Below are 23,946 nucleotides of genomic sequence, written 5' to 3'. Positions count from 1 at the left end.
CAGTATGTATTGTTCACAGTATGATGCTCCCTTCATGCGTGTGCAATAAACTTGTTTTCAGTCATAAACCGCAGCGTAATGCCATGACGGTTGCCTCCTTGCAGCCCTTGCGGTTGTGCCTATCTTGATGCGCACAACAAAAAACGCCCTATCGGCAAAAAGCTGCCAATCGGCGTTTGATTTCAAGATCCTGCCACCAGAGATAGCGGCGGTAGAATCAGCAATTTTTATTCCATTCATGAGCCGTCTCCTTCCCTTTACGCTGCTTGCATTGCAAATAAGAATCCAGAATGCGATCCAGCTGCTCGGACTGGTCGATGACCCGGTGATCTCGGATACCGTGCTCGGCTGCCATCTGGTTTAGAATGCGGCGCTCCTGCTCAATTTGCTGCTCAATCTTTTCCAGGTCCAAGGAAAACACCTCCCGTAAAATATCCCTTCCAACCTGCACAGTCTATCTAGTTACGGGCATAGTTTCCTTCGTTATCTCCCGCTATAGTATGGTTTGATTTGCGAACGAATGCTGCTTCCTCTATAGGTGTTCTATATATCTTAGTCGTTTATATTAAATTGTTAGTATTATATTGGTTATACCTTAATTTCGTGTTATGTTTCAAGTTCCTACAGTACCTATTTTATCCTTATTTTGGAAACAAAAAATGACAAAAAATCCGGTTTGGAATTTTGTATTTCACGATAGAAATTTACAAAATTCGTCACCGGATTTTACGAATGCCCATTACGACGGGGATTCACCTGTGTAACAAAATACGACAGACGTACCTATCTCATGTCGTAGACTCAGGCGCAACCGGCAGGATTAGCCCTGCCAGGTTTGTTTGTTGCCGTCCTGATCGGTATATTCGATGGTTTGTGGTTTAATATCCAGCACTACATAATCTGGATCATCTGGTCCTGAGAACCATTGCGTAAAGTTGTCCTTCCAGACCCGTTGCTTCAGCTCTGCATTGTCGGATACGGTAGCTGTAGCTTGCACTTCAACTACTTCATTGTTGCCGCCTTTTTCGTAACCGAGCAACAGGTAGCAATTCGGGTTTTGCTCTAGTTCTTCGACTTTATGGGTTTTGCGGTCCGTTGCCAGATGGATATTCAGTCCTTCATTGTAAAGCGCCATATAACGAACTTTAGGCTTGTTGTCCTCTACCGTACCAAATGCACAAAACGGATTGTTGGACAGGGCTTTGACGATTGCTTGTTCTTCGGTGGATGTACTCATAATCAAGCTCCTTTCGCGTATCGGGACATAGTTATTTGGCTCTTGCAGATACTGCTCCTATCACGGACATTTATCCTGATCGCTCAGGTTCATTCGTCCTATGACAACGGATATATACAAATGTTATCCGTTTATGGTTAAAAAAATACTTCCTTTCATACATACCCGGTGTAGCTGGCAGTGAACCTGTTACACCTTGTTTTTGAAAATGGACTTGTCGAATGCCACCGTCTCTGGAAAGGTCATCTCCATCTCTATCTCACAGGAATACTTGTTCAGCAGCGGAAGGATACATGCCGCCAGTTACCCATGCGCGTGCTTAGTATATTCGTTACTGTGCTCGCGGCTGACCTGCTGGACAGTTATCCGCGGCTCGTCTATAATTACAGCTAGAAAAAGCGCATAAATATCTAGGGGAGCTGGGGAGCCGGCTGAGAGTGTATGTCCATCATACAGACCCTTATACCTGATCTGGATAATGCCAGCGTAGGAAGTGAAGCATGCCATGTATGTCTACTCCATATATGCACCTATGTCGTCCCAGTCCGGGGCGCTTTTTTTATATTTTAAGCAGGATTTATAGAGGGGAGTCTTACCGAAACATGATGACATTACGCAAAAAAGCAGGTCTGTTGATCCTACTGACTCTACTGCTGATCATGACTGCCTGCGGACAACGCAGCAGCGATAGTCAGAATAGCAGTGGCAGCACAGACAACGGAACAGCGCTAAAAGATGTACAGGTTGTACTGGATTGGACGCCAAATACGAACCATACCGGTCTGTATGTCGCTCAGGAGATGGGCTATTACAAGGATGCTGGTTTGAATGTGAAGATTATCCAGCCTGGTCAAGGCGGTGCGGATACAATGGTTGCCTCTGGTCAGGTGCCGTTTGGCATTAGCTATCAGGAGAGCGTGACACAGGCGCGTGTGCAGGATGTGCCGCTCGTATCCATCGCAGCTGTCATTCAGCATAATACGTCTGGCTTTGCTGCTCCGGTGGATCGCGGCATCAAGTCGCCTAAGGATATGGAAGGCAAATCCTATGGCGCATGGGGTTCTCCGGTTGAGGAAGCAGTGATGAAATCGATCATGGACACTGACGGTGGTGATGTCAGCAAGGTGAAAAGTGTCAATATCGGTGATGCCGATTATTTTACAGCTGTAAAAAAAGGAATTGATTTTGCATGGATCTTCTACGGCTGGACAGGGATCGAAGCCGAGCTGCGCGGCGAGCCACTGGATATGCTGTATGTGAAGGACTACTCGCCCAATCTCGACTACTACACCCCAGTGATCGTAACGAACGAAAATGAAATCAAAAACGATCCTGAATTGGTCAAAGCGTTCCTATCCGCTACAGCCAAAGGCTATGAGTACGCCATTGCTAATCCTGACAAGGCTGCCGATATTCTGATCAAGGCGGTTCCCGATCTTGATCCAGAGCTAGTCAAAGCAAGCCAGAAATGGCTGTCGCCACGCTATCAGGATGACGCTTCCCAATGGGGTCTGCAAAAAGAATCCGTCTGGACCGGCTATGCCGACTGGATGTACAAACAGAAGCTGCTCGACCAGCCGCTGGATGCCAGCAAAGCATTTACCAATGACTTCTTACCGTCTGCTTCGGCAACGACCGAGCAAAGCACTACATCCAAATAATAAGGAGGAAGATTCCATGTCCAAAACATTGCTCAGTATTCAGGTTATTCCCAAAACACAACCCGGCGAAGATTCCTACGACTATGTGGATGCCGCGATTGAAGTGATTCAGTCCTCCGGTGTGCAATATGAAGTACATCCACTCGAAACGACGATGGAAGGCGAATTGGAGGAGTTGCTGGACATCGTGCGCCGGATGCACGAAGCACTCGTCGAGAAGGGCAGCCCCAGCATCATTTCCCAGATCAAAATTGCCCATAATCCAACCGGCATCAGCATGGACGGTCTGACGGAGAAATACCGCGCATGACGGTACGTGAATGGTGGAAAGGCATATGGCCGCCCTTAGGGGCGGTCGTTTTGTTACTGTTGCTCTGGCAAGCAGCGACGTCGCTGTTTGGTATTGAAGATTGGATTCTGCCTGCTCCGCTACAAATTGCACACGAAGCGGAGAATAGCTATGATCGGCTGCTCGGTCATACGTGGGCGACGCTCAAGCTGACTTTATCGGGCTTTGCCATCGGTACGGCAACAGGGCTTATCGTAGCAGGCGTGCTGCATTATATTCCATTTCTGCGGCGTGCCTTATATCCGCTGCTTATTTTAAGTCAAAATATTCCGATTATTGCGCTTGGACCGCTGCTTATTATCTGGTTCGGCTTTGGCATGTTGTCCAAACTGATCGTTATTGTGCTGGTGTGCTTTTTCCCCATTACGGTTGCCGCGCTGGGCGGATTAGCCGGTACGGATCGCACCATGCTAAACTATATGCAAATGATCGGCGCTTCTCGCAGTCAGATCTTCTGGAAATTGGAATTGCCATACAGTCTGCCTGCCGTCTTTTCGGGATTACGCATCGCTGCGACGTATAGCATTATGGGCGCGATTATCGCGGAATGGATCAGTAGTGATCAAGGGTTAGGCTATTATATGCTGCTGCAAAAGTCTGCTTTCCGTACCGATCGAATGTTTGTCGCCATTATGATTGTGGTGCTGCTCAGTCTGCTCATGTTCTCCATCATTGTTCTGCTGGAGAGATGGTGCATCCGCTGGCAACGACCGCAGGAGCAGGGAGGAAATGAGCGTGGATAACGACAATATACTGAACGCAGGTCAACCGAATTCCATCCCTATGTCAAAGCGCGACGTTCCATCAGCCAGTGTAACGACAGCACATTCATCCTCTTCCGCCTTTTTAGAATTACAAGGTATCGGCAAGTCGTTTGGCAAAGGCGGCAATCGGTTACATGTGCTGGATAACATCTCGTTATCAGTACAGGAAGGCGAATTTGTCTCTATTATCGGTCCATCCGGCTCCGGTAAAAGTACCTTGCTGCAAATGATCGGCGGTGTGATGCTGCCAGATCATGGCGAAATTGTGCTGGATGGACAGCCTATCACCGGACAGCGTGGCAAAGCAGGCTATATGCCGCAGCAGCCCGCTCTGCTGCCGTGGCGCAATATCGAGGATAATGTAGTACTTGCACGCGAAGTGGCAGGCATGTCGCGCCGCGAATCGCTGGAGCAGGCACGGCGCTGGCTGGAGCGCGCTGGACTGGGTGAGTTCCGCAACGCCTATCCGCATACATTGTCCGGCGGTATGCAGCAGCGTGCTGCCTTTGTTCGCGCCTTGCTCGGTCCGCAGTCGCTGCTCTGTCTGGATGAACCGTTCAGCGCACTGGATGCCTTTACCCGCAGCGATATGCAGGCATGGCTATTACGAATATGGGAAGAAACGCGGCGGTCGGTCGTCTTTATTACGCATCATATTGAAGAAGCCCTGCTGCTATCCGATACGATCTACGTGTTATCTGCACGACCAGCGCATGTGCTAGAAAAGGTGACCGTGCCTTTTGCCAGACCGCGGCGTGAGGAGCTGGTAGATACGCCGGAATTTGTCGCCTTGCGGCGCCGACTGACCGATCTGCTACGTGCGGAGGTGAGCAGCCGATGAAATGGATCGACACGCATATTCATCTGGATCAATACAGCGACACTGATATTCGTACGATGATTCGCGAATTGCCGCGTTATGGTGTAGCGCAGCTGATCGCCGTTTCGATGAATCGGGAATCCTGTATGCGTACGGAACAGCTAGCACGACAATATCCTGGCATTGTTCAACCAGCGTACGGGTATCACCCAGAGCAACCGTTGCCTCAGCAACATCAGACCAAGATACTGCTGGAATGGATCGAGGCACGGATACATGAAATGGTAGCGATTGGCGAGATTGGTCTGCCGTATTATCGCCGTCAGGAATGGGCGGCGCAAGGCTCCACGCTGGATAAGCAAGGGTATATTGATCTGCTAGATCAATATTTGCGCTTGGGTCGTTTGCATGACAAGCCTGTCGTGCTGCATGCGGTGTACGAGGATGCCGATATCGTATGCGATATGCTGGATCAGCATGGAATCGAACGTGCTCACTTTCACTGGTTCAAAGGCTCGGCACAGACGATCCAGCGTATGGCGGAGCGTGGGTATTTCATTTCATTCACCCCAGATATTGCATATGAGCATGACATCCGTGAGCTGGCAGCTGCCTATCCTCGCGAGCTGGTGATGACCGAAACAGATGGACCGTGGCCATTTGAGCATATGTTCGCTGGTAAGCCGACAATGCCGAGCATGGTAGTGGATGTATGCCGCGAATGGGCAGCGATTCAGAACATGGATGTGGGCGATGCGGCTGCCTTACTGTACGCTAACGCACAGCGGTTTTACGGATTGTCCTAAAGAAACAGCACAAAGCCCGGTGATTGCGACCAAATGCTATAAACGCATATGGTGCAACCACCGGGCTTCTTTGCATATAAACGAATTCATTCCTCTATTCGACAGCCGCCTCATGCCAACCTGTTATTTACCATTCATCATTGTACTCCTGCCCATCTGCCTGTTCATGGTTCAACCAAACCTGCATCATCGATAGCAGCTGTGCAATATTCAATGGCTTGCTCAAATAGTCAGACGCGCCTGCTTCCATACAGCGCTTGCGGTCGTCCTTCATCGCTTTGGCGGTGAGGGCGATAATCGGCGTATGCTCCCATTCTGGCTGACTACGCATATAACGGATCGTTTCATATCCATCCATAACCGGCATCATCATATCCATCAACACCAGATCAGGCTTCACCTGCGGTAGCACATGCAGCGCTCGATTACCGTCAGGAGCACTGAATACGTGCATATCCCTTGTTTTTAACATGCGTTCCAATGCGGAGATATTCCGTGCATCATCGTCCACAATCAGCACTCGCTTGCCAGCCAGCACACCTGCATCGGGGTAGACCTCGCCTGTATCCACCAGCGGCGGCATCTCATCCGGTGTATCCTGCTGATCTATCGGCAGGGATGGCAAATATAGAGTAAACGTGCTGCCTTTCCCCTGCTCACTTTCCACTGTCACGAAGCCGCCTAGCAAGCGCGAGAATTCTCGGCAAATGGACAATCCTAGTCCAGTACCACCATAATCGCGCTCAGTAGCCGCCCCATGCTCCTGCTGAAATGCCTCAAAAATCTGCTGCTGTCGCTCTCTGGCGATGCCGATTCCGGTATCTGTCACGGATATAGCAATCATATGCTCTACATCGGACGGCACGCTATAACCGGAGGCAGGCAGCACCTGCGTAGCAGGCTGGATCATCAAAGTAACAGAACCACTGCGAGTGAATTTGAACGCATTGGATAGCAAATTTTTCAGAATCTGCTGCAATCGCTTGCCGTCCGTATGTAGACTGTCCGGCGTTCCCTCAGCGATGACAGAATGAAATTCGATACCGCGCTGCTCTGCCATTTTGTCAAAGGTATACCCTAATGTTTCTGGAATATCTGTAATGGATACTAGCTCAGAATGCACATCCACCATACCTGCTTCCACTTTGGACAAATCCAATATATCGTCGATCAACGCCAGCAGATCCTCGCCGGAACGGTGGATAATACTACCGTATTCCGCCACTTCGTCTCCATCATGCAGCGGCTCGCGCTCTGCCAGCAGCTGGGCAAGAATGAGAATACTGTTGATCGGCGTGCGCAGCTCATGCGACATATTGGCAAGAAACTGGCTTTTGTAGCCCGAGCTTGTTTCCAGCTTGTTCGCGTACTCTTCCAATTCCTGCTGCGTCACTTCCAACTCATGCGTCTTCATTTCAGCAAATTGACTACGCTCGCGTAGCTGTTCATTCGTTGCCTGTAATTCCTCCTGTTGCACCTGAAGCTCTTCTTGCTGGGCTTGAAGCTCCTCCTGCTGCGCCTGCAACTCCTGATTCAGCTGCTGCGTGCTATGCAGCAGTTGATCCACTTTCATCCGACTCTCAATGCGATCAATCACCAATCCAAAATTGGCACAAATCAGCTCAATCAATTGCAGATGACGACGGCTAAAGGTATGCAATGTTCCTAATTCCAGCACAGCCAGCGTGTGATCATTGAATACAATCGGAGCAACGACAATTTGCTTCGGTGTTAGATGCGCCTGTCCGGTCTGAATACGAATCGGATGTTCTGGCGTTGCTTCCAATATGACCATCTGCTTATTGTTGGCAACACGTCCGATCATGCCCTCGCCGGGTTGAAAGGAAGATACAGCATCTGGCATATCGGTATACGCCGAATACGAGCATTGCAGTTTAAAGTATTTCTCGTGTGCGGGTTCTGCATTTTCGGTATAATACAGCAATCCATATGCACCATCCAGCAGCGGTACAAGGCGGGTCATCAGCTTCTCCGCCAGCTCGGACTTGTTGTTGATTCCTTGATAAATATTGCCAGTGAGAGCGAACTGAGTTTGCACCCAGTTACTGTCTTCCATTTCTTCCGATGTCTCTCTCACCTTACGGTTATGCAGCTCCAATGCGGCAGACATATCATTGAATGCTGTAGCAATATTGGCAATTTCGTCGCCGCCAGTTACTTGTAAACGTGGCAGCTGTTCAGCCGCCTTGAAGTCGGTATCTGAGATTACATCTGTTACCTTTTTCAATCTGCCAGTTGTGCGACGGATTGTCCACGTTGCAATCAGGATGCCGATGGCGATGAGCAGCACAATCAAGGCGCCCGTCACTCCCCATATCCCGGATATGGACGTGTACTGAAAGATCAGTCCCTCCACCATGATCAACACAACGGCCAAAAGCAAAACTATACCAAAACCCCAGATCTGCTGCTTTTTATAATTCATAAAGAATAGGTTCGTCCTCTCTGGTAATGATTCGACAATGGATGATTTTGTAAATCGATATATCTCTTCAAGTATACGCCAATTCATTACCCTGAAACGGGTTCTGTCAAAATTAATTTCGTTTGCTGCTTATTTCCGATTGCCGAACGTCCATTCCGGTTATTAAAAAGGAACATCTGCTGTAGATCGCCTCTGTTTTGTTTCATAACGTATATCATGGAGTGCTTGACGAACAGTCATTTACGCTATACGATATTGAACGCATTACATCTTAATTTTAAACTATTGTTGCATACAGGAAGAAGGAATCGCTCTCTATGTCCAAAGAAACGAACCGTTCCATGGTCACGGTCGGGCTGCTGGCAGCACTGTTTATCGGGGCGCTGGATTCGACTGTGGTGAGTACCGCTTCGCCGCGCATTATTGATTCACTTGGCGGTCTTAGCCTGATTAGCTGGATTTTCTCCGTTTATACACTGACAACCTGTATCGCTACGCCGATCTTCGGCAAGCTGGGCGATCTGTATGGACGTCGGCTTGTATTTGCCATCGGTCTCGGTCTGTTCGTCGTCGGCTCCGTCTTGTGCGGATTCGCTGACTCTATGACTGAATTGATCTGGTTCCGCGCGCTGCAAGGGATTGGTGCCGGGGCGCTAACACCAGTCACCTTCACCATCGTTGGCGATCTATATCCGGGCAAGGAACGTGCCAAAGTACAAGGTATCTTCTCCTCCGTCTGGTCGATTGCTGGTCTGTTCGGTCCGCTGGTAGGTGGCTATTTTGTCGACTATATCTCATGGCGCTGGATTTTCTTTATCAATCTGCCAGTCGGGATTATTGCTGTGCTGTTTATTTTCCTCTATTATCATGAATCGTTTGAAAAGCAGAACAAATCGATCGACTATGCCGGTGCGATTACGTTCACGATTGGGATGACCTCTCTGCTGCTGGCGCTGTTAACCGGCGGCGAGGAATACGCATGGAACTCGCCTGTCATTATGATCATGTTCGCGATTACGGTTGTGTTTCTTGGACTGTTCCTCTGGATCGAGAAACGCGCTACAGAACCGATGCTGCCCTTGTCGCTGTTCCGTAATCCGGTATTATCGATCCCGTATATTCTCGGCTTCACCACACGCTGGATGGTGATGGGTGTGACGGTCTATTGCGCACTCTGGATGCAAGATGTCTCCGGCTCTAGTGCAACACTCGCTGGACTTGCGCTTATGCCGATGTCAATTGCATGGCCAGTTGCTTCTACCCTTGCCGGACGCTGGATGTACCGAATCGGTGCCAAATGGCTGATCGTATTCGGTTCTGTGCTGGTCGTGATCGGCAGTCTGCTTGTTGCCATAATGGAAGCAGGCTCTACGTATGGATTGATCGTCGCTTCGCTGATCCTGATTGGCTTCGGTATGGGCTGCATCGTGACCCCATCTATGGTCACCATTCAGGGCGCTGTCGATTTCCGCATGCGTAGTGTAGCAACGTCTACCAACACACTCATGAACTCACTCGGACAGACGGTCAGTGTTGCCGTCTTCGGTCTAGTGTTCAACTCGATCGTCACATCGGATACAGCGTTACAGATCGCTAGCGGGATTCATGGCGTATTCCTGCTCATGCTGGCGGTAGCTGCGCTGAACCTGCTTGTCGCCCTATTCCTGCCGTCAAGCAGCAAGCTGCTGCATAATCATCAGTAACGATATGATCGTATCGTCATTCGATAAGTAGGCATGATGAGATGTTACAGATCAGAATTCCATCGTGTACGTTTGACTACTGGATACAGACGTTGTATCCGACAAACAGCAGAGACACAGCTGTACAGAAACGCAACCACCAACAAACAGCCAAGATAAAAAGATAATATAAGCAAAAAGACCGTACTTTTAAAATGAAGTACGGTCTTTTTGCTATGATAATTCATCTATCTGTATCCAATCAAAACGATACAGCCTAGTTCTAGTTATCCTTTTCGCGCTCAACCGAAGGTACACGGCGGCTATACCAGTCAAAAAACAACTCTGCTTCCGTCCGCTCCAATCGTCTCGTTTCAAAATCTGCTCTGCCTGCTGCAATATACATACGAATGTCCAGCAGATCACGACGCTGCTGCATCCAGTTGCAGCGAAGCTGGAACGCTTCGATATGCTTCCACTGAATACAATGGGTGTAGTGCGCTATATAACGATTGCTGACAATGACTCGTTGCCCATCCAGCCTTGCACCAGAATAACGGTAACGATTGTAGTCTAGCCAGAACAGCAGCGCTGCCGGAAGGACCATCCCAATCGCATACCATGACCAGAAATAGGAAAATACAATGCCAGCCACTGCACACACTAGCAAACTTGGCCATACATAGGCGAGTAGGGCACGCGAAGGCGAATGGTACTGCGGCTTGCTATATACAAAACCGGGAATATGCGCATCCAACAGCTCCTGTAACTCATCACGCCGCACAAACGGATGCAGCGTCGGCAATTTGCCAGAGCGATCAGACGAGATTACATGCACTTGAATCTGCGCATAGCCCAGCCAGCGACGAATCGTGCTTTCTTTTACCGTTACCGCCTGTACATGGCGTGGATGAAACACAAATTGGCGACGTTCCAGCAGACCATAGCGAATCGACAACCGCTCCCCGATGCGATATACCGAAAAATCAGCGTATTTCACAATAAACATAATCAATGACAGCAGCCACGTAATGAATAATCCAGCAACCACTGCCCATATGAGCGTCTTGATCCCACTCATATATCCACTAGCATCGACCAGTAGACGATCCAGCAGCGATTGAGGAATCAGATCATGGGCAAATGAGTATACCCCCGCGATGACCGCCAATCCTAGCCCCAGATTCATTTCTGTCAATGCAGCGCGCAGCAGCTGCTTGGTCGTGAGTCGGTACAACAATTGCGGCTGATGAAGCCCCTGAGCGGAAGGGCTAGCAATCGAATCATGTACCGCCGTCGATGCGCTTGAATGGTTCGTAGACACCGATTCATGAACAGCAGCAGTGGGCATAGGCTGAGTATGCTCTGTGGCAGAACGCTCCACTCCTTCGGTCTGCTCACCAATAGAAGGTGTAGCTTCATAATGGCTATTCGGAACGATATCGGTCGGTGCATCTGTGATCTGCTGCGAAGCATGTGGATTGATAGCAGCAGGTGCAGACGACGAGGTGACATGCGACTCAGGAATAGCAGCCGCCTCTGACGTTATGGCATGTGTACGTGCCGACTGTTCATTAAGTACACGCTGCAAGCGATCCGCTTCCGCTGTGGACAGTACTTCCAGCACCGCATCGCCGCTAGAGCTACCCCCGGGTGTCTCAATCTTCAACTGTACCACGCCCAGCAGACGTTGCAGCAGCGGTTGCTCGATGCTGACGGAATGAATACGCTCGTAATAGATCGCCTTTTCATTGCGCGTCCATAAACCACTGCGAATAACAAAACGATCCGGTTCCTCGTGATACGTAAACTTACGCCATGATGCTATCTGATACACATTCATAATCACAATCATCAGCGCCAATACCAGCAACAAATACATATACGAGCGATTCACTTCATCGCCACGAACTATATTGAACAGCATCAATACCAATGGAAATGCGAACGCCCGTATACTTTTCAATACGGTAAATGCCAGATACAGAATATGCTGACGACGAGGTTCGGTATTCATTCGTCCGTCCTCCTTGCCAGCTCACCGATTCGCTGCTTCAGCTGTTCTGCTTCATCCAGCTTCAATCCGGCGATAATATGCGTCGTTGCCGCTGTCACAATCTCCACCGATGCCAGACCGTATTGTCGCAAAATCGGTCCTGATTCCAGCTCCACATGCTGAACTCTAGTCATCGGCACGATCATTTCGCTAATAAATAGCCAGCCTTTATGTATGTGTACCTCTTCATCGGACACATGAAAAGCAAACTTCTCATACCGGAAAGACGGCAATAGAAATGCGTTCAATCCCATGCGCAGTAATACGATCAATATAGCTATGACCCAGATCCACACTGGCACATGAAACCAGTCCAGCAGTGACGGCAGACTGAAAACAACCAGCACAGCGAGTAGCCAGCAGCCATTGCTGACGAGTGCCGATTTACGTTCTGCCAATTTCCAATCTGGATGAAGTTTGCGCATCACCAGCTGTTCCCGAGCGAGTGACATGTGATCTTCCTCCTTATGACCGTGACCTCGTCATGCAATGTGTAGCATCGCTCAGTACACGGGAGTAATTTGATTGCAAGCCTGATGATTCCATGATGTGCCCTTTCTCTACTCTATATGTATGCGGGCATGTTCTTTCTCTAGTATATACTGCTGTCCTATCACATGGTTTCAGAATCGTAACTGTTTCGATCGGGAATGTGGAAAATATCTCTGTGGACGGTGTATAGCACATTCGTTGATCCACTTCATCCTGATGTATCAACTTCCTGTCAGTCATAACAAAAAGCCCTTATCTATTCCATGTGCAGGTCGCAACCATGAAATAGACAAGGGCAAATATCATTCAGCCATGCTCCAATCAAAATCGGTACACAGCATATCATATATTGATAACCAGTAATAACTCTAGCGTCGATTAGCGTTTGTTAAAGCCTTTTTTCTCCAAAAACTCTTTGAGCTGCATACGCGAAGGTGTCGCAATCTTCTGTGCCATCAGCTTAGACCACGGTTCGGTCTTCGCTCCGCCTGTGCGTTCGCTCAAATAATTCACCATGGTCTCATCGTATTCCTTCACTGCTTCCAGCGTCGTATCCGTTTGATATGATTCGTGGTGCAGCACTGCTTTGAGTGGCAGGCGCGGACGAATACCCGGCTCTTGATTCGGATAACCCAGACACATGCCGTAGATTGGATACGTCAGCTCCGGCAAGCCCAGCAGCTCGGATACTTCTTCGATCTTTGTACGAATACCACCGATATACACAACGCCCAAACCGAGCGATTCTGCTGCTACTGCGGCATTTTGCGCTGCCAGTGTCACGTCCGCTGTCGCTACGATAAAGTTCTCAACAGCATCCACATAGGATTCCTGCTCTGGCAAATGCTCTTGTACCGCATGCTCCAGACGATACAGATCGGCACACCAAACGAGGAATACCGGGCATTCGTCAATATAACGCTGATTACCCGCCAACTCTGCCAGCTTCGATTTGCGCTCTGGATCGCGAACGGCGATCACACTATACGCCTGCACATTACTGGAACTGGACGCCATTTGCCCAGCAGCTACAATAGCTTCCAACTGTTCGTCTGTCACAGCGTCGGGTTTATAACTACGGATTGAGCGGTGGTTCATCAATAAATTAATCGTTTCGTTCATATCTATATGCACTCCTGTCTGCTAATCATTCATAAGTATCTTACCTTTATAGTATGATCCTAAAACAGATTGTGCGCAAGTTATCTTATTTTTTTCTTTGATACGTAGGATAGGATGACCATCCTTATAGCTTGATCCGCTGCAAACGCAGTGCGTTCAAGACGACCGATACTGAGCTAAATGCCATCGCTGCGCCTGCCAGCCACGGTGCCAGCAAGCCGATGGCGGCAATCGGAATCCCGATGACATTGTAGGCAAGCGCCCAGAATAGGTTTTGCCGAATATTGCGGATCGTGCGGCGGCTGATCAGAATGGCATCGGCGATACCGTTCAGATCACCACGCATTAAGGTTACATCAGCGGCTTCCATCGCTACATCTGTACCCGTACCAATCGCAATACCAATATGCGCCGTAGCTAGAGCGGGTGCATCGTTGATGCCGTCCCCGACCATCGCTACGATTCTACCTTCATCCTGTAATCGTTTGATCTCAGCGGCCTTTCCTTCCGGCAATACGCCTGCCAGTACTACATCCACACCAGTCTGCTCGCCAATCGCGCGGGCAGTCCGCTCATTATCACCAGTAATCATCAGCACTTGCAAGCCCAATTCATGCAGTCGAGCAATCGCCGCGCGTGATGTATCCTTGACTGTATCAGCAACCGCAATCCAACCGGCATAATGCTCGTCAATCGCAGTCAGCATGACCGTCTTGCCCTGCTGCTCTAGCGCCGCAATGGTGTCCTCCACTGGTGTCGTATCCATACCCATTTCTCGCAGTAGCAGTCGTGTACCAACGACAATGGTATGCCCATCCTGTACCGCTACGATACCCTTGCCCGGTATATTTTCAAATGATTGTACGGCTGTTGGTGTGATCCCCTGCTCCTTCAATCCGCTCACAATGGCACGCGCCAATGGATGCTCAGATGCACTCTCAGCAGCAGCGATTAGCAGCATCCACTGATGTTCATCCATAGGGTCACCTTCGACATGCCAGTCGGTCAGAATCGGCTCACCACGGGTAATGGTGCCTGTTTTGTCCAATACAACGGTATCTACGTTGTGAGCAGCTTCCAAATGCTCGCCGCCTTTGAACAAAATGCCGTATTCGGCGGCACGACCAGAGCCAGCCATAATAGACGTCGGTGTAGCAAGACCGAGCGCACATGGGCAAGCGATAACCAGCACAGCAATCGCCTTTTCCAATGCACTGCTAACATTACCCGGCTCCACGCCCAGATACCAGATGCCAAATGTCAGAAGCGCGATACCGACCACAATCGGCACGAAAATGCCAGAAATCACATCTGCCAGCCGTTGAATCGGTGCTTTGGATACCTGCGCTTCTTCTACCACGCGGATAATCTGTGCGAGCGCGGTATCGCGACCGATCTTTTCCGCTCGGAATTTCAGTCGTCCATTGCGATTGATCGTTGCTCCGATCACCAGATCGCCGACTGCTTTGTCGACTGGCAAGCTTTCGCCCGTTAGCATCGACTCGTCTACAGAGGAACGACCGTCGATCACCTGTCCGTCCACCGGAATCTTCTCACCCGGTTTAACGATAAGAATATCGCCGACAACTACATCCTCGGCAGCGATCTGTATCTCCTGCCCATCTCGCTCGACCAACGCCGTTTGGGCGCGCAGATTCATCAGACTGCGAATCGCTTCGGAGGAGCGTCCTTTGGCGCGGTGTTCAAACCATTTCCCCAATAAAATCAGCGTGATCAGAATCGAGCTTACTTCAAAATACAGCTGCACCTCCGCACCCGGCACGATCAGCGAGCGAACGATCAGAAATAGACTATAGAAGTACGCTGCGGATGTACCCAGCGCCACCAGTACATCCATATTAGCGCTGCCACTGCGCAGTGCCTTGTACGCACCCACATAAAACTGGCGACCGATGATAAATTGAACCGGTGTCGCCAGAATCAGTTGAAACCACGGATTCATCAAAAGATGCGGCATGTACAGCCATGATGTTATGCTGAAATGCGCAACCATCGCCCATAACAGCGGAAATGACAATACCGCCGAAGCAATCAGCTTCCACTTGCGCTGCTGCGCCTCCTGCTGACGCCGATCACGGATACCCTCCTCCCGTTTCGGGGAAGCTTTGTAGCCAAGCTTTTCTACGCGCCGTTGAATATCCTCGCTGTTTAGCGTACCCGGGTTGTAGACTACACGAGCTGTTTCCAATGCCAAATTCACATTCACATGATCTACACCGTCCATGCGGGATAATCCTTTTTCAATCCGTGTCGCACAGGCGGCGCAGGTCATGCCGCTAATATCGTAATCCACCGTTTCCTTGAGCGTCTGATACCCAAGCTGCTGAATTTTGCGTTCTACATCGTCAGCGCTTGTTTTGCCGGGTTCATAGGTGATCGCTGCGCGCTCCAATGCCAGATTGACATTGGCTTCGGTTACGCCGTCCATGCGGCGTAATCCTTTCTCAATTCGAGTGGCACAGGCAGCACACGTCATGCCGCCAATCTGGACTTGCAGCTGCTTGGCAGAAGCGGAATCACCTCCAGTTGACGGCGGCGGTGTTATAGCTGACAACGAATCGACGGGCGACTTTTGAAGTGGATTGTTCATCTGAAATACCTCCTTTGTAAGCGATATGTCGTTCTATCCAATGAATCGTATGCTATGATACAAACCCATAAATACCTATAGGGGGTATATTTTATTCCAAAAAGAACTGCCGAAGGAGGATGAATCTGAATATATCCATTCGGCAGACTTATCGTACTTTATCTTCCATACTGATCAAGATTAATCAATGTGCATCAAGGTATAACACTGGGTTAGCATTACTCTCTTGTTCGCTCCGCTACGACTGCGAATAGGAGTCATTCAATTTCCCCTGTAAAAGTAAAGCCAGTTCCTTAGACTGTGTTCCTTCATCATACTGCGTTAGCGTATTCTCATCCATTGCTAGCCAGTAGTCACCATCCAATAGTCCATACATGGTGTACCACGTGATCCAAGCACACTGTGGATGATCCGCGATGATAAGCATCGGTGCCGGACCATCATCCCAATTGTACTGTTCTGCGGCAACATGCAGCATAGCGCTATTATTCAGACGAGAAGCAGCTTCACAAGCAGCAGCGACGGATTCCTGATAGACGACGGCATCAACGGCTTTTTGTTCATCTTCAGTCAGTTCCAGCCGTACTGCCCCTGTTGTATTGGACAAAAGACGAGCAGCCTTCAGATCATGTCTAGTTCTGGCTTCCTGCCAGGCTGAATGCAGAATCCCTTCTGGATGATCCAGCTACGCACCTGCCTGTAACAATGATGGAATCAGCTCATATTGCTTGAACTTTATCGTCTTGATTAGTGCTGTCTCGCCTAGCTTGTCGGACACTTCTAATTCTGGCTGATGCTGTAGCAAAACAGATACCAGCTCTGCTGAGCGACGGTTCGTAATCAGCAACATAAGTGGTGTACGCCCGCGTTCATCCTGTTGATTGATATCCAGTTGTGCCAGAGCAGAATGCAATTGCTGAGCATCTGCTGTTTTACTAATCGTTGTCCAACTCATACCTGTCAAATCATGCTCCTGCCGAGATCACATCGTAGCCTTGATCTTCGATTGCCTCGGTCAGCTTCACAACATCTACCTTGTTCTCATCGTACTCAATATCTACCGATTTGCCTTCCAGATTGACTTTGCCACTCGCACCAATCTCTGCTAGAGCGCCTTCTACCGCTTTGACGCAATGCTGACAGGACATTCCTTCTACTTCCAATGTTACTTGTGCCATAATTGTTCCTCCTCTTTCGTCGGGATTTGTATTTCATATGCAATGATGTGCATCCTACTCATATCAGATTCCGCAGAGTGAGAATACCTTCATCATTTGTTGTATTATTTCAATAGCTTATTGATCGTGATCAACAGCTCGTCGATCACTTCATTCTCGCCCGCTTCAATCCGTTCGACGACACAGCTCTTCATATGCCCTTCCAGTAGCAATCTGCCGACCGAATTGAGTGCGGACTGGGCAGCAGCGATCTGATTTAACACATCGTCGCAATAGGTGTCCTTCTCAATCATGCCCTTGATGCCGCGAATCTGTCCCTCTACCCGGTTTAAGCGACGTACCAGATTGGTCTTCGTCTCATCCGAATGATGGCTGCGGCGACCATGATGACCACCAGTGGCACAGGCTTCCCCCTGTTCCGCAATATCAAGCAGGGTTTCTTCCTGCGAAGTGCCTGTTTTCTCCATTCCATGTCCCCCTCTGCCACCCCATCAGCATGCGGTATACGAACCAATCAGACTGAGGCGGATGTTGATTATAGCTCCATTCTAACATACCCCTATGGGGTATACAAGAGGATGATAAGAATAAAATACCTATTTTTCCCAAAGGGCAGATAAACAATCTAACGCTATACTACGAATTAGATAAAATTTTAATTACATAAAAAGGTAATTCAAAGAAGATTCCCGCTGTCATTATGGTAAACTTGTAGTATTCCTTCTAAACACTCTACTCAACTAGACCATAGGTTATTTGGAATCGGCTGCATCCGATATCGATGTTTTGGTGATTTTATCCGCTTCATCTGATCCGGCTTCTGACGATTCTTGTTCTAGCGTTGTAGCAGCTTGAGTGTTGTCTTCCGAAGGCTGTGAAGCGCTGTGATTATGATCCTCATTTTCTTGTTTTGGCAACTGATGATCCCCAGTTAGCGTTACGGCAGGCTCACTACTCTCTGTTTCCATTTCTTCATGGAATGGGGACTGAATGTGATCGGTCTCTTCCTGCGTATCAAGGATGTCGCTACCTGTTTTCCCTTCCGGCTGCAAATGCTTCATCACGCGTTCCAACAGCTGCGGCGGATCTACCGGCTTGGTCAAAAAGTCGATAGCTCCGCGACGAATACCTTTGACGACAATCTCGGAGCGCGAATCGCCCGACAGTAGCAGTACCGGTACGTCCCGTGTTGCCGGTTTGCTTTTTAATTCGTCCAACACCTGCAATCCATTCATGCCTGGCAAATTAATATCCAGAATAATAAGATCGTACGCGGCAATGCGGGAAGGAATACGCAAAAAGTCGACCGCATCCTCAAATGAATCCACCAGCACCTGTTCATCCTCCAGCAAATGTTTTACCAGCATGACAAATGGGTTGCTATCATCGATAATCACTATTTTTTTCACGATTATTCTCACATCCTTTTTTATAATCAAAGGGAGGAACCCCACGTGTCCAAAGCAGAACGATACCGGCAGATTATGGAGCAGACACGCATCCGCTTTCTCCAAGATGCCAGCATCAAAATGCAAGAGCTTGATGCCAGCTTTACCGAATACCGTCAGACCAGCGAGCCGTCTGAATCGACCGCCCGTGAACTCGCCATGCTGGTGCACCGTCATGTGCATGCCATCAAGGGATTGGCGTTAACGCTGTCCTTTGTCGAGATTGATCACATCTGTGCTGAGATGACTGATTACATTTTAAACGATCCAGACAAAATATGGCAGTCTTCCGATATTCGCTGGTTGGAGCAACAAACGAATGAGCTGGAACGATTGCTGGCTCAAGCTGGCTCAACCGAGTAATCCGCTATCTAGTGGAATCCCTCATTGCCCTTCGCTGGCGTTGCAATACTTTGCCATAATGCCTTGGTCTTGCTGCCGTTTCCTGATACAATGGATCAGGTTAACGGAGCGAAACTACGGAGAAAGGGGCATTTTTCGTTGGCACAGCTATTTTTTAAGTACGGCGCCATGAACAGCGGCAAATCGATTGAAATTCTCAAAGTTGCCCATAATTATGAAGAACAGAACAAGCATGTCCTTATCTTCACTTCTGCGTTGGATACGCGGGATGAAATGGGTTATGTATCGTCACGCATCGGTGTACGACGGCAGGCTATTGCTATTCACGAAGATACGGATATTTACCATATCGTGCAAAATTATCAGCCTAAGCCATCTTGCATATTGATTGATGAATGCCAGTTTCTAAAAAAAGACGCTGTCCTGCAACTGGTAGATATTGTAGACAAGCTGAATATTCCGGTAATGGGCTTTGGTCTGAAAAATGACTTCCAAAACCATCTGTTTGAAGGCAGTCAATATATGCTGCTCTATGCTGACAAGATTGAGGAAATGAAGACGATCTGCTGGTTCTGCGAGCGCAAAGCTACGATGAATATGCGTATGCGCGATGGTCATCCCGTGTATACAGGCGAGCAGATTCAGATTGGTGGTAATGAAAGTTATTACCCGGTTTGTCGTAAATGCTACAACAATCCACCCATTTCCTGATTTCTCTCTTGCTAGAGTAAAATAAAACCCGTGCTCATCTCTATGAACACGGGTTTTTCGGCATATTATTATTTGCTATTTTGGCACACTATCGATACCGCTTGGGGGTATATAGCGTATGCAGCAATCGGTTGCCGGATATGTGATGCAAATGATTCTTGGATACGCTCAATCCCTGAATAGAACGGATTAATTCACACGCTCTATTTTAGGCTCCTCTTGCGGAGGCTTGGTTTCCAGATCAAATTCTTTGCGTGTTTTCACATCTACGATATTAAGGTTGATCTCCACCACTTCCAAGCCAGTCATGCGGTTGATTGCTTCGGATACTTTTTTGATCAGTTCATTGAAGATGGCAGGGATGCTTTTGCCGTATTCGACAACAGCGACCAGATCGAGTGCGACCTGCTTTTCGCCAACTTCCACATCTACACCGCGAATGACATTTTCCGAATTGCTAAAGCGACCTGCCAGATTGCTGAAAAATCCGCCTTCTAGCGACAGCACACCTGGTACTTCGTTGGCTGCCAGTGCAGCGATCTTCTGTATGACTTGGTCTTCAAAGGTAAGCGAGTTTTTCCGTTCGTGCAATACAGTCTCCTGTGTTGGGTCCAGTCTAGTTTCTGCCATGTTCAGTCATCCTCTCACAATTGAAAATTAAAATCATTCCTTCTCCGACGGTGCAGCAGTTGACCTTGCGCTCATGCAGCGCATAATTCATCTATTGTATAAAGGATTCATCACTCATCTCGGATGAGCCATATCATTCCAAAATACCGAGCTTGTATTCCGTAAAGCGTATTTCCAGCCTAGCGGGTAAAAAATTGAATCCAGCGCTGTACATCCAGCGCCCCATCCTGCCATTTGCCGATCAGAAAGCCGACAACCATACAGGCGATGATGAGCAGGGTATATTTGAACCCGATGGTGATCCACAAAATGCCGATCAACAAACCAAACAGCGTCCACAAAATCCGTCTTCGATAAGGCATCAATTGCTCCAGCAATTCCAATGGATTCCCTCCTTATATGACACGCGGCACATTTTTGCTTTTCTTTTCTTCCTGTCGTTCATTGATCAGCACTTCCACTCGCACCTTCTCGATCTGCAATAGCTGCTGAAGCTGCTGCTCCACATACAATTGCAATTCGCTTGAAGCATCTACCAGTCTCATGGTCGGGATAACGCCTCCACTAATACGCGCGTATACGGCTTGATTGCGGCTGTTTAATTTGGTCGTAATATGTGGTTGCTTCAATAGATTCTTTTCCTGTACAGCATAGAAAATCGTCTGTTCAATCATTGCCTGTGATAAGCGGATCGTTCCAACCGGAGTCGTAATGTATAACGCTCTTGCTTTGGGACGCGCCAGCAAACCAACCAGAAACATCAGTGCAAATATGACGAACATAACCAGCGATAAAATGACGAGCGTTTGTAGTACCCATGGTTGTTGTGAGAGCGTGGTAACGACCACTTCCGTTACACGTCCCAGCGGATACGTAATCGCCACTAGCACCGCAGTAACAATCATGCCTGCCAATCCGATCAGGAAAATAATCAAGCGTGTCAGCCTGTTCATGCCATCTCTCCCTCTGTTGTCCTTTTTCATGCTTCATATACGGTCTGCACCATACGTACATCGAATGGAGCAGTGATATGCAATCAGCAAGCATATGTTTACAACACTCTGTTATACGTATTTACGTATGCACAGAAACGAAATTGTCCATGGATGACATCCATTACACAGTCAATAGCTAATTTCTTAACCTAATAGTGCAGTAACCAGAATTTAGGTCATATGAATCATAAAATAGCTCTCTTTTTGTGTAAAATCTATTTAAAAATAACGAACTGACGATGCGGTAGCACAACTTTTGTCATACTTTATATATATAAAAAGGATGAGGTATACACCCATATTTCGCGTGTACACCTCATCCTTTATGTCCGTGATCTGTTTATGGAGACGACAATTCCTGACGGTAGCCGATACCGCGCAATACATATCGCTTCAACTCATCCAGCTGCTGCTGACGATCCGGTTCTTCCTGATCCAGCAGTGGAATAAATGCAAACGATTTGACGGTATTGCTGCCAAACAGAATACTTCCTATCACCTGCAAAAATGTCTGGTCCAGCGAATAAAAATGAAATACGCCCTGTTCCCGACCGTCCCTCAAATATTGTCGCAGCAGCTCCCATGCAGGAAACGTATACTGCTGAATCGTCGCAATTCGTTCCGAACGAAGGGCAAACTCCTGATGCAAAATATGAGAAATCTCCGGGTCCTGCTGACCAAAATCGAATACCCGCTCAATCAATCGATCCATCCCAGTTACTGGGTCGAGCTTCTCCTGCCGGATCTGCACAGAATAGAGCGGAAACGGAATAAACTGTTGTAGCATCGCTTCAAACAGATGCTCCTTGCCTCCGTAATAATAGGAAACGAGCGAAATATTCGCATTTGCCTCCCGACAGATTTCGCGGATGGTCGTCGCTTCAAAGCCTCTGTCTGCCGCCAGCTTACGTGCCGCCTGCAAAATTCGCAGTTTGACATGATCTTCGCCTTGTTTTACCAACGTACCCTTCACTTCCCTGCTTCAGATTGCTTACAGCTGGAAACAACGTACACACTTCTGTCGTTCTGATTCACCAATCATTTCCAGACTCGCTCTTCTTATCTTAGCATCAAGACTCGGCTGCCGCTACTACGGGCGATACGGGCATCCGGTCACGACGGAAATACGTCGACACCACAATGATGATCAATGCCACGACGAAGATTAGTACTAGCGCCAGACAAGCAGCGCCTGTACCGTTGCCGCCGAACAAAATATTCATCAAGCCCTGCACAGCATACGTTGCTGGAAAAGCACTGCCCAGTACATGGTAAAACGTCGGCAGCAGCTCACGCGGCATCATCGCACCGGAGGAAACAAGCTGTACGGACAAGATTAGAATGTTGAACAGCATCCCCGCCATATCGAAGACGAAGAGGAACATCTGCGCCACAAACATAAAGGTTAACAGGAACAGCGCTTGGAAGCCCCACAAGGCGAAGAAGCCATGTCCTAATTGTCCGCCAAACAACGCCACAAGCGAAGTACCGATCAACGATACAACCACTGCCGACGCAGCGGTTACGAGCAAGCGTACCGACATGCGCTGCCAGCGTCCGAAGCGGCTTGCCATTGCTTTGGACGAAATTTGGAAATTCTGACCCATGATCATCGCGCCTACATACGACGCAAGCACCATCATCATCGGAACCATCTGGTTGTTCATCCCCTGCACCGGATTCACCGATTGAATATCCGATACAACGCGCTGTGCTAGCATCGCTGCGGTTGCTTGCGCCTGTTGTTCCGACGCCTGACCAGCACCAGCAAATACACCAGTTAAACCGCTCTGAATCGCAACTTTATTCACGCTCGCCGTTACTTGATCAGCGATATTGGTCATCATGTTCTTGATCATTACCGGATTCGATTCGTTGATCAGATAATGTAGCTGCGCTGGATTCGCCGATTGTATAGATGAACCAAAATCGGCTGGAATCTGAATAATCATCTGCACTTCGCGCTGCTGCAATTGCTGCTGCGCTTGATCCAGAGTTAGCCCAGTTTTCAATTGTACTGGCACCTTTCTCTGCAATCCTTCGATAATCTGCTGACCGTAGGTAGGGTCTTCGTTAACCACCGCTACGCTCAGATTTTGCAAACGGTCTGTAATGCCTTGATAGCCGGTCATCCAGACAACGGTAAAAATTACTTGAAACAAAATTGCCGTCATTATACCAACCTTGGTCGTTGGCAATTTCATAAATGCTTGAAATGCGCTTTTCATGTATCCTCCTTGTGACGCCATCTACCAATGGTCTGTCTATATCCTTCTAAAGTTTAGCTGCTGTAAAGTTGCGGTAACAAGTTTTTCAAACAACTGTTTAACATCATAGAAGTTGAAAGCGGATACTGTCAATTTAAAATTTCTCTGGAGAGGGGACCAATCCGGGGATGGAACATGTCGGCGCCTCCGGTGAAGCCCGGATGTCAGGAATGGGTACATGCGGTCGACATCCGGGCTTCAAAGTCGGACGTCCGGCATTGCTCCATCCCCTCCGTTCCACGCCTCATCCGGTGCTCTTTTGTGGAGGTGGTAGGGGTGGAAAGAGAAGGAGTGGCAGGGAGTTTTGG

Annotated in this window: 26 protein-coding genes and 1 riboswitch; of the genes, 8 read left to right on the top strand and 18 right to left on the bottom strand. The window is 48.6% G+C overall.

What is annotated here, in order from left to right; translation table 11 throughout:
* Positions 1 to 57 precede the first annotated feature (57 nt).
* The 3 genes from ABXR35_RS15050 to ABXR35_RS15040 all read right to left on the bottom strand — a co-directional run bounded on the left by ABXR35_RS15050 (position 58) and on the right by ABXR35_RS15040 (position 1,237).
* Positions 58 to 240 carry a hypothetical protein gene (locus ABXR35_RS15050; RefSeq protein ID WP_367062124.1) on the bottom strand — a complete coding sequence of 61 codons (183 nt, stop codon included), beginning with the start codon at positions 238 to 240 and terminating at the stop codon, positions 58 to 60.
* A complete protein-coding gene (locus ABXR35_RS15045) occupies positions 218 to 412 on the bottom strand; it encodes a Spo0E family sporulation regulatory protein-aspartic acid phosphatase (protein ID WP_367062122.1) in 195 nt (64 codons plus the stop codon). Before ABXR35_RS15045 ends, ABXR35_RS15050 begins: the two co-directional genes overlap by 23 nt.
* Before the next feature lie 408 nt (positions 413 to 820).
* On the bottom strand, positions 821 to 1,237 hold the full coding sequence (locus ABXR35_RS15040) for a pyridoxamine 5'-phosphate oxidase family protein (RefSeq protein WP_367062120.1): 417 nt from the start codon (positions 1,235 to 1,237) through the stop codon (positions 821 to 823).
* A 402-nt stretch (positions 1,238 to 1,639) separates the two neighbouring features.
* A riboswitch (TPP riboswitch) is annotated at positions 1,640 to 1,748 on the top strand.
* A gap of 94 nt (positions 1,749 to 1,842) precedes the next feature.
* Here ABXR35_RS15040 and ABXR35_RS15035 point away from each other — a divergent pair.
* From ABXR35_RS15035 to ABXR35_RS15015, 5 genes are read left to right on the top strand one after another with little or no spacing between them, the layout of a single operon-like run.
* Positions 1,843 to 2,898: an ABC transporter substrate-binding protein gene (locus tag ABXR35_RS15035; RefSeq protein WP_367062809.1), complete on the top strand. Its 1,056-nt coding sequence runs from the start codon at positions 1,843 to 1,845 to the stop codon at positions 2,896 to 2,898.
* A 16-nt stretch (positions 2,899 to 2,914) separates the two neighbouring features.
* Positions 2,915 to 3,208, top strand: coding sequence for a thiamine-binding protein (locus ABXR35_RS15030; protein WP_367062118.1), 294 nt, complete (start codon positions 2,915 to 2,917; stop codon positions 3,206 to 3,208).
* Complete coding sequence (locus ABXR35_RS15025) at positions 3,205 to 3,990, top strand: ABC transporter permease (RefSeq protein ID WP_367062116.1); 786 nt, start codon at positions 3,205 to 3,207, stop codon at positions 3,988 to 3,990. Before ABXR35_RS15030 ends, ABXR35_RS15025 begins: the two co-directional genes overlap by 4 nt.
* Positions 3,991 to 4,030: 40 nt before the next feature.
* A complete protein-coding gene (locus tag ABXR35_RS15020; protein ID WP_367062807.1) occupies positions 4,031 to 4,852 on the top strand; it encodes an ABC transporter ATP-binding protein in 822 nt (273 codons plus the stop codon).
* Entirely contained in the window at positions 4,849 to 5,637 is a 789-nt protein-coding gene (locus ABXR35_RS15015) for a TatD family hydrolase (protein WP_367062115.1), read from the top strand. Before ABXR35_RS15020 ends, ABXR35_RS15015 begins: the two co-directional genes overlap by 4 nt.
* Before the next feature lie 127 nt (positions 5,638 to 5,764).
* On the opposite strand, the gene ABXR35_RS15010 is transcribed toward ABXR35_RS15015, so the two are convergent.
* Positions 5,765 to 7,966, bottom strand: a complete 2,202-nt coding sequence (locus ABXR35_RS15010; RefSeq protein ID WP_367062113.1) for a response regulator — start codon at positions 7,964 to 7,966, stop codon at positions 5,765 to 5,767.
* 434 nt (positions 7,967 to 8,400) lie between these two features.
* Here ABXR35_RS15010 and ABXR35_RS15005 point away from each other — a divergent pair, with 434 nt between their 5' ends.
* Positions 8,401 to 9,786 (top strand): MDR family MFS transporter, encoded by a 1,386-nt coding sequence (locus tag ABXR35_RS15005; protein WP_367062110.1) that lies wholly within the window; start codon positions 8,401 to 8,403, stop codon positions 9,784 to 9,786.
* Between the two features lie 262 nt (positions 9,787 to 10,048).
* Here ABXR35_RS15005 and ABXR35_RS15000 read toward each other — a convergent pair whose 3' ends face one another.
* From ABXR35_RS15000 to ABXR35_RS14960, 9 genes are all read right to left on the bottom strand, one after another.
* A complete protein-coding gene (locus tag ABXR35_RS15000; protein ID WP_367062107.1) occupies positions 10,049 to 11,782 on the bottom strand; it encodes a PH domain-containing protein in 1,734 nt (577 codons plus the stop codon).
* Positions 11,779 to 12,273, bottom strand: a complete 495-nt coding sequence (locus tag ABXR35_RS14995; protein WP_367062105.1) for a PH domain-containing protein — start codon at positions 12,271 to 12,273, stop codon at positions 11,779 to 11,781. The genes ABXR35_RS15000 and ABXR35_RS14995 overlap by 4 nt, the downstream gene beginning before the upstream one ends.
* Before the next feature lie 418 nt (positions 12,274 to 12,691).
* A complete protein-coding gene (nfsA, locus tag ABXR35_RS14990) occupies positions 12,692 to 13,435 on the bottom strand; it encodes an oxygen-insensitive NADPH nitroreductase (RefSeq protein ID WP_367062102.1) in 744 nt (247 codons plus the stop codon).
* Positions 13,436 to 13,559: 124 nt separating this feature from the next.
* Positions 13,560 to 16,046, bottom strand: a complete 2,487-nt coding sequence (locus tag ABXR35_RS14985) for a heavy metal translocating P-type ATPase (RefSeq protein WP_367062099.1) — start codon at positions 16,044 to 16,046, stop codon at positions 13,560 to 13,562.
* Between the two features lie 238 nt (positions 16,047 to 16,284).
* Complete coding sequence (locus tag ABXR35_RS14980; protein ID WP_367062096.1) at positions 16,285 to 16,653, bottom strand: DUF4274 domain-containing protein; 369 nt, start codon at positions 16,651 to 16,653, stop codon at positions 16,285 to 16,287.
* A 78-nt stretch (positions 16,654 to 16,731) separates the two neighbouring features.
* Positions 16,732 to 17,001 carry an ankyrin repeat domain-containing protein gene (locus ABXR35_RS14975; protein WP_367062093.1) on the bottom strand — a complete coding sequence of 90 codons (270 nt, stop codon included), beginning with the start codon at positions 16,999 to 17,001 and terminating at the stop codon, positions 16,732 to 16,734.
* 10 nt (positions 17,002 to 17,011) lie between these two features.
* A complete protein-coding gene (locus ABXR35_RS14970; RefSeq protein ID WP_367062090.1) occupies positions 17,012 to 17,224 on the bottom strand; it encodes a copper ion binding protein in 213 nt (70 codons plus the stop codon).
* A gap of 104 nt (positions 17,225 to 17,328) precedes the next feature.
* Entirely contained in the window at positions 17,329 to 17,691 is a 363-nt protein-coding gene (locus tag ABXR35_RS14965; protein WP_367062087.1) for a metal-sensitive transcriptional regulator, read from the bottom strand.
* A 285-nt stretch (positions 17,692 to 17,976) separates the two neighbouring features.
* Positions 17,977 to 18,633 (bottom strand): response regulator, encoded by a 657-nt coding sequence (locus ABXR35_RS14960; RefSeq protein WP_367062084.1) that lies wholly within the window; start codon positions 18,631 to 18,633, stop codon positions 17,977 to 17,979.
* A 45-nt stretch (positions 18,634 to 18,678) separates the two neighbouring features.
* On the opposite strand from ABXR35_RS14960, the gene ABXR35_RS14955 reads away from it, so the two are divergent.
* Both ABXR35_RS14955 and ABXR35_RS14950 read left to right on the top strand, forming a co-directional pair.
* Positions 18,679 to 19,035, top strand: a complete 357-nt coding sequence (locus tag ABXR35_RS14955) for an Hpt domain-containing protein (RefSeq protein ID WP_367062081.1) — start codon at positions 18,679 to 18,681, stop codon at positions 19,033 to 19,035.
* A 138-nt stretch (positions 19,036 to 19,173) separates the two neighbouring features.
* Positions 19,174 to 19,746 carry a thymidine kinase gene (locus ABXR35_RS14950; RefSeq protein ID WP_367062078.1) on the top strand — a complete coding sequence of 191 codons (573 nt, stop codon included), beginning with the start codon at positions 19,174 to 19,176 and terminating at the stop codon, positions 19,744 to 19,746.
* Between the two features lie 189 nt (positions 19,747 to 19,935).
* Here ABXR35_RS14950 and ABXR35_RS14945 read toward each other — a convergent pair whose 3' ends face one another.
* From ABXR35_RS14945 to ABXR35_RS14925, 5 genes are all read right to left on the bottom strand, one after another.
* Positions 19,936 to 20,376: an Asp23/Gls24 family envelope stress response protein gene (locus ABXR35_RS14945; RefSeq protein WP_367062075.1), complete on the bottom strand. Its 441-nt coding sequence runs from the start codon at positions 20,374 to 20,376 to the stop codon at positions 19,936 to 19,938.
* 179 nt (positions 20,377 to 20,555) lie between these two features.
* The gene (locus ABXR35_RS14940) at positions 20,556 to 20,759 is read right to left on the bottom strand and encodes a DUF2273 domain-containing protein (protein WP_367062072.1); all 204 of its coding nucleotides are present in this window, start codon (positions 20,757 to 20,759) and stop codon (positions 20,556 to 20,558) included.
* Between the two features lie 12 nt (positions 20,760 to 20,771).
* The gene (amaP, locus tag ABXR35_RS14935; RefSeq protein ID WP_367062069.1) at positions 20,772 to 21,329 is read right to left on the bottom strand and encodes an alkaline shock response membrane anchor protein AmaP; all 558 of its coding nucleotides are present in this window, start codon (positions 21,327 to 21,329) and stop codon (positions 20,772 to 20,774) included.
* Positions 21,330 to 21,711: 382 nt separating this feature from the next.
* Entirely contained in the window at positions 21,712 to 22,332 is a 621-nt protein-coding gene (locus tag ABXR35_RS14930; protein WP_367062066.1) for a TetR/AcrR family transcriptional regulator, read from the bottom strand.
* Positions 22,333 to 22,441: 109 nt separating this feature from the next.
* Positions 22,442 to 23,599 carry a YhgE/Pip domain-containing protein gene (locus tag ABXR35_RS14925; RefSeq protein ID WP_367062063.1) on the bottom strand — a complete coding sequence of 386 codons (1,158 nt, stop codon included), beginning with the start codon at positions 23,597 to 23,599 and terminating at the stop codon, positions 22,442 to 22,444.
* Between the last annotated feature and the right edge of the window lie 347 nt (positions 23,600 to 23,946).

The organism is Paenibacillus sp. JQZ6Y-1 (assembly GCF_040719145.1).
Lineage (GTDB): Bacteria > Bacillota > Bacilli > Paenibacillales > Paenibacillaceae > Saccharibacillus > Saccharibacillus kandeliae.
The sequence above is the reverse complement of the archived record's forward strand: the minus strand, read 5'-3'. Positions and strand labels throughout refer to the sequence as shown.

Bases quoted from the DNA above. Each gene is read 5' to 3' on its own strand.
- ABXR35_RS15035 (WP_367062809.1), top strand. From the start codon at position 1,843: ATGACATTACGCAAAAAAGCAGGTCTGTTGATCCTACTGACTCTACTG.
- ABXR35_RS14970 (WP_367062090.1), bottom strand. From the start codon at position 17,224: ATGGCACAAGTAACATTGGAAGTAGAAGGAATGTCCTGTCAGCATTGC.
- ABXR35_RS15000 (WP_367062107.1), bottom strand. From the start codon at position 11,782: ATGAATACCGAACCTCGTCGTCAGCATATTCTGTATCTGGCATTTACC.
- amaP (WP_367062069.1), bottom strand. From the start codon at position 21,329: ATGAACAGGCTGACACGCTTGATTATTTTCCTGATCGGATTGGCAGGC.
- ABXR35_RS15020 (WP_367062807.1), top strand. From the start codon at position 4,031: ATGTCAAAGCGCGACGTTCCATCAGCCAGTGTAACGACAGCACATTCA.
- ABXR35_RS14985 (WP_367062099.1), bottom strand. From the start codon at position 16,046: ATGAACAATCCACTTCAAAAGTCGCCCGTCGATTCGTTGTCAGCTATA.
- ABXR35_RS15050 (WP_367062124.1), bottom strand. From the start codon at position 240: ATGAATGGAATAAAAATTGCTGATTCTACCGCCGCTATCTCTGGTGGC.
- ABXR35_RS15015 (WP_367062115.1), top strand. From the start codon at position 4,849: ATGAAATGGATCGACACGCATATTCATCTGGATCAATACAGCGACACT.
- ABXR35_RS15005 (WP_367062110.1), top strand. From the start codon at position 8,401: ATGTCCAAAGAAACGAACCGTTCCATGGTCACGGTCGGGCTGCTGGCA.
- ABXR35_RS14975 (WP_367062093.1), bottom strand. From the start codon at position 17,001: ATGAGTTGGACAACGATTAGTAAAACAGCAGATGCTCAGCAATTGCAT.
- ABXR35_RS14945 (WP_367062075.1), bottom strand. From the start codon at position 20,376: ATGGCAGAAACTAGACTGGACCCAACACAGGAGACTGTATTGCACGAA.
- ABXR35_RS14925 (WP_367062063.1), bottom strand. From the start codon at position 23,599: ATGAAAAGCGCATTTCAAGCATTTATGAAATTGCCAACGACCAAGGTT.
- ABXR35_RS15030 (WP_367062118.1), top strand. From the start codon at position 2,915: ATGTCCAAAACATTGCTCAGTATTCAGGTTATTCCCAAAACACAACCC.
- ABXR35_RS15025 (WP_367062116.1), top strand. From the start codon at position 3,205: ATGACGGTACGTGAATGGTGGAAAGGCATATGGCCGCCCTTAGGGGCG.
- ABXR35_RS14965 (WP_367062087.1), bottom strand. From the start codon at position 17,691: ATGGAGAAAACAGGCACTTCGCAGGAAGAAACCCTGCTTGATATTGCG.
- nfsA (WP_367062102.1), bottom strand. From the start codon at position 13,435: ATGAACGAAACGATTAATTTATTGATGAACCACCGCTCAATCCGTAGT.
- ABXR35_RS15040 (WP_367062120.1), bottom strand. From the start codon at position 1,237: ATGAGTACATCCACCGAAGAACAAGCAATCGTCAAAGCCCTGTCCAAC.
- ABXR35_RS14995 (WP_367062105.1), bottom strand. From the start codon at position 12,273: ATGTCACTCGCTCGGGAACAGCTGGTGATGCGCAAACTTCATCCAGAT.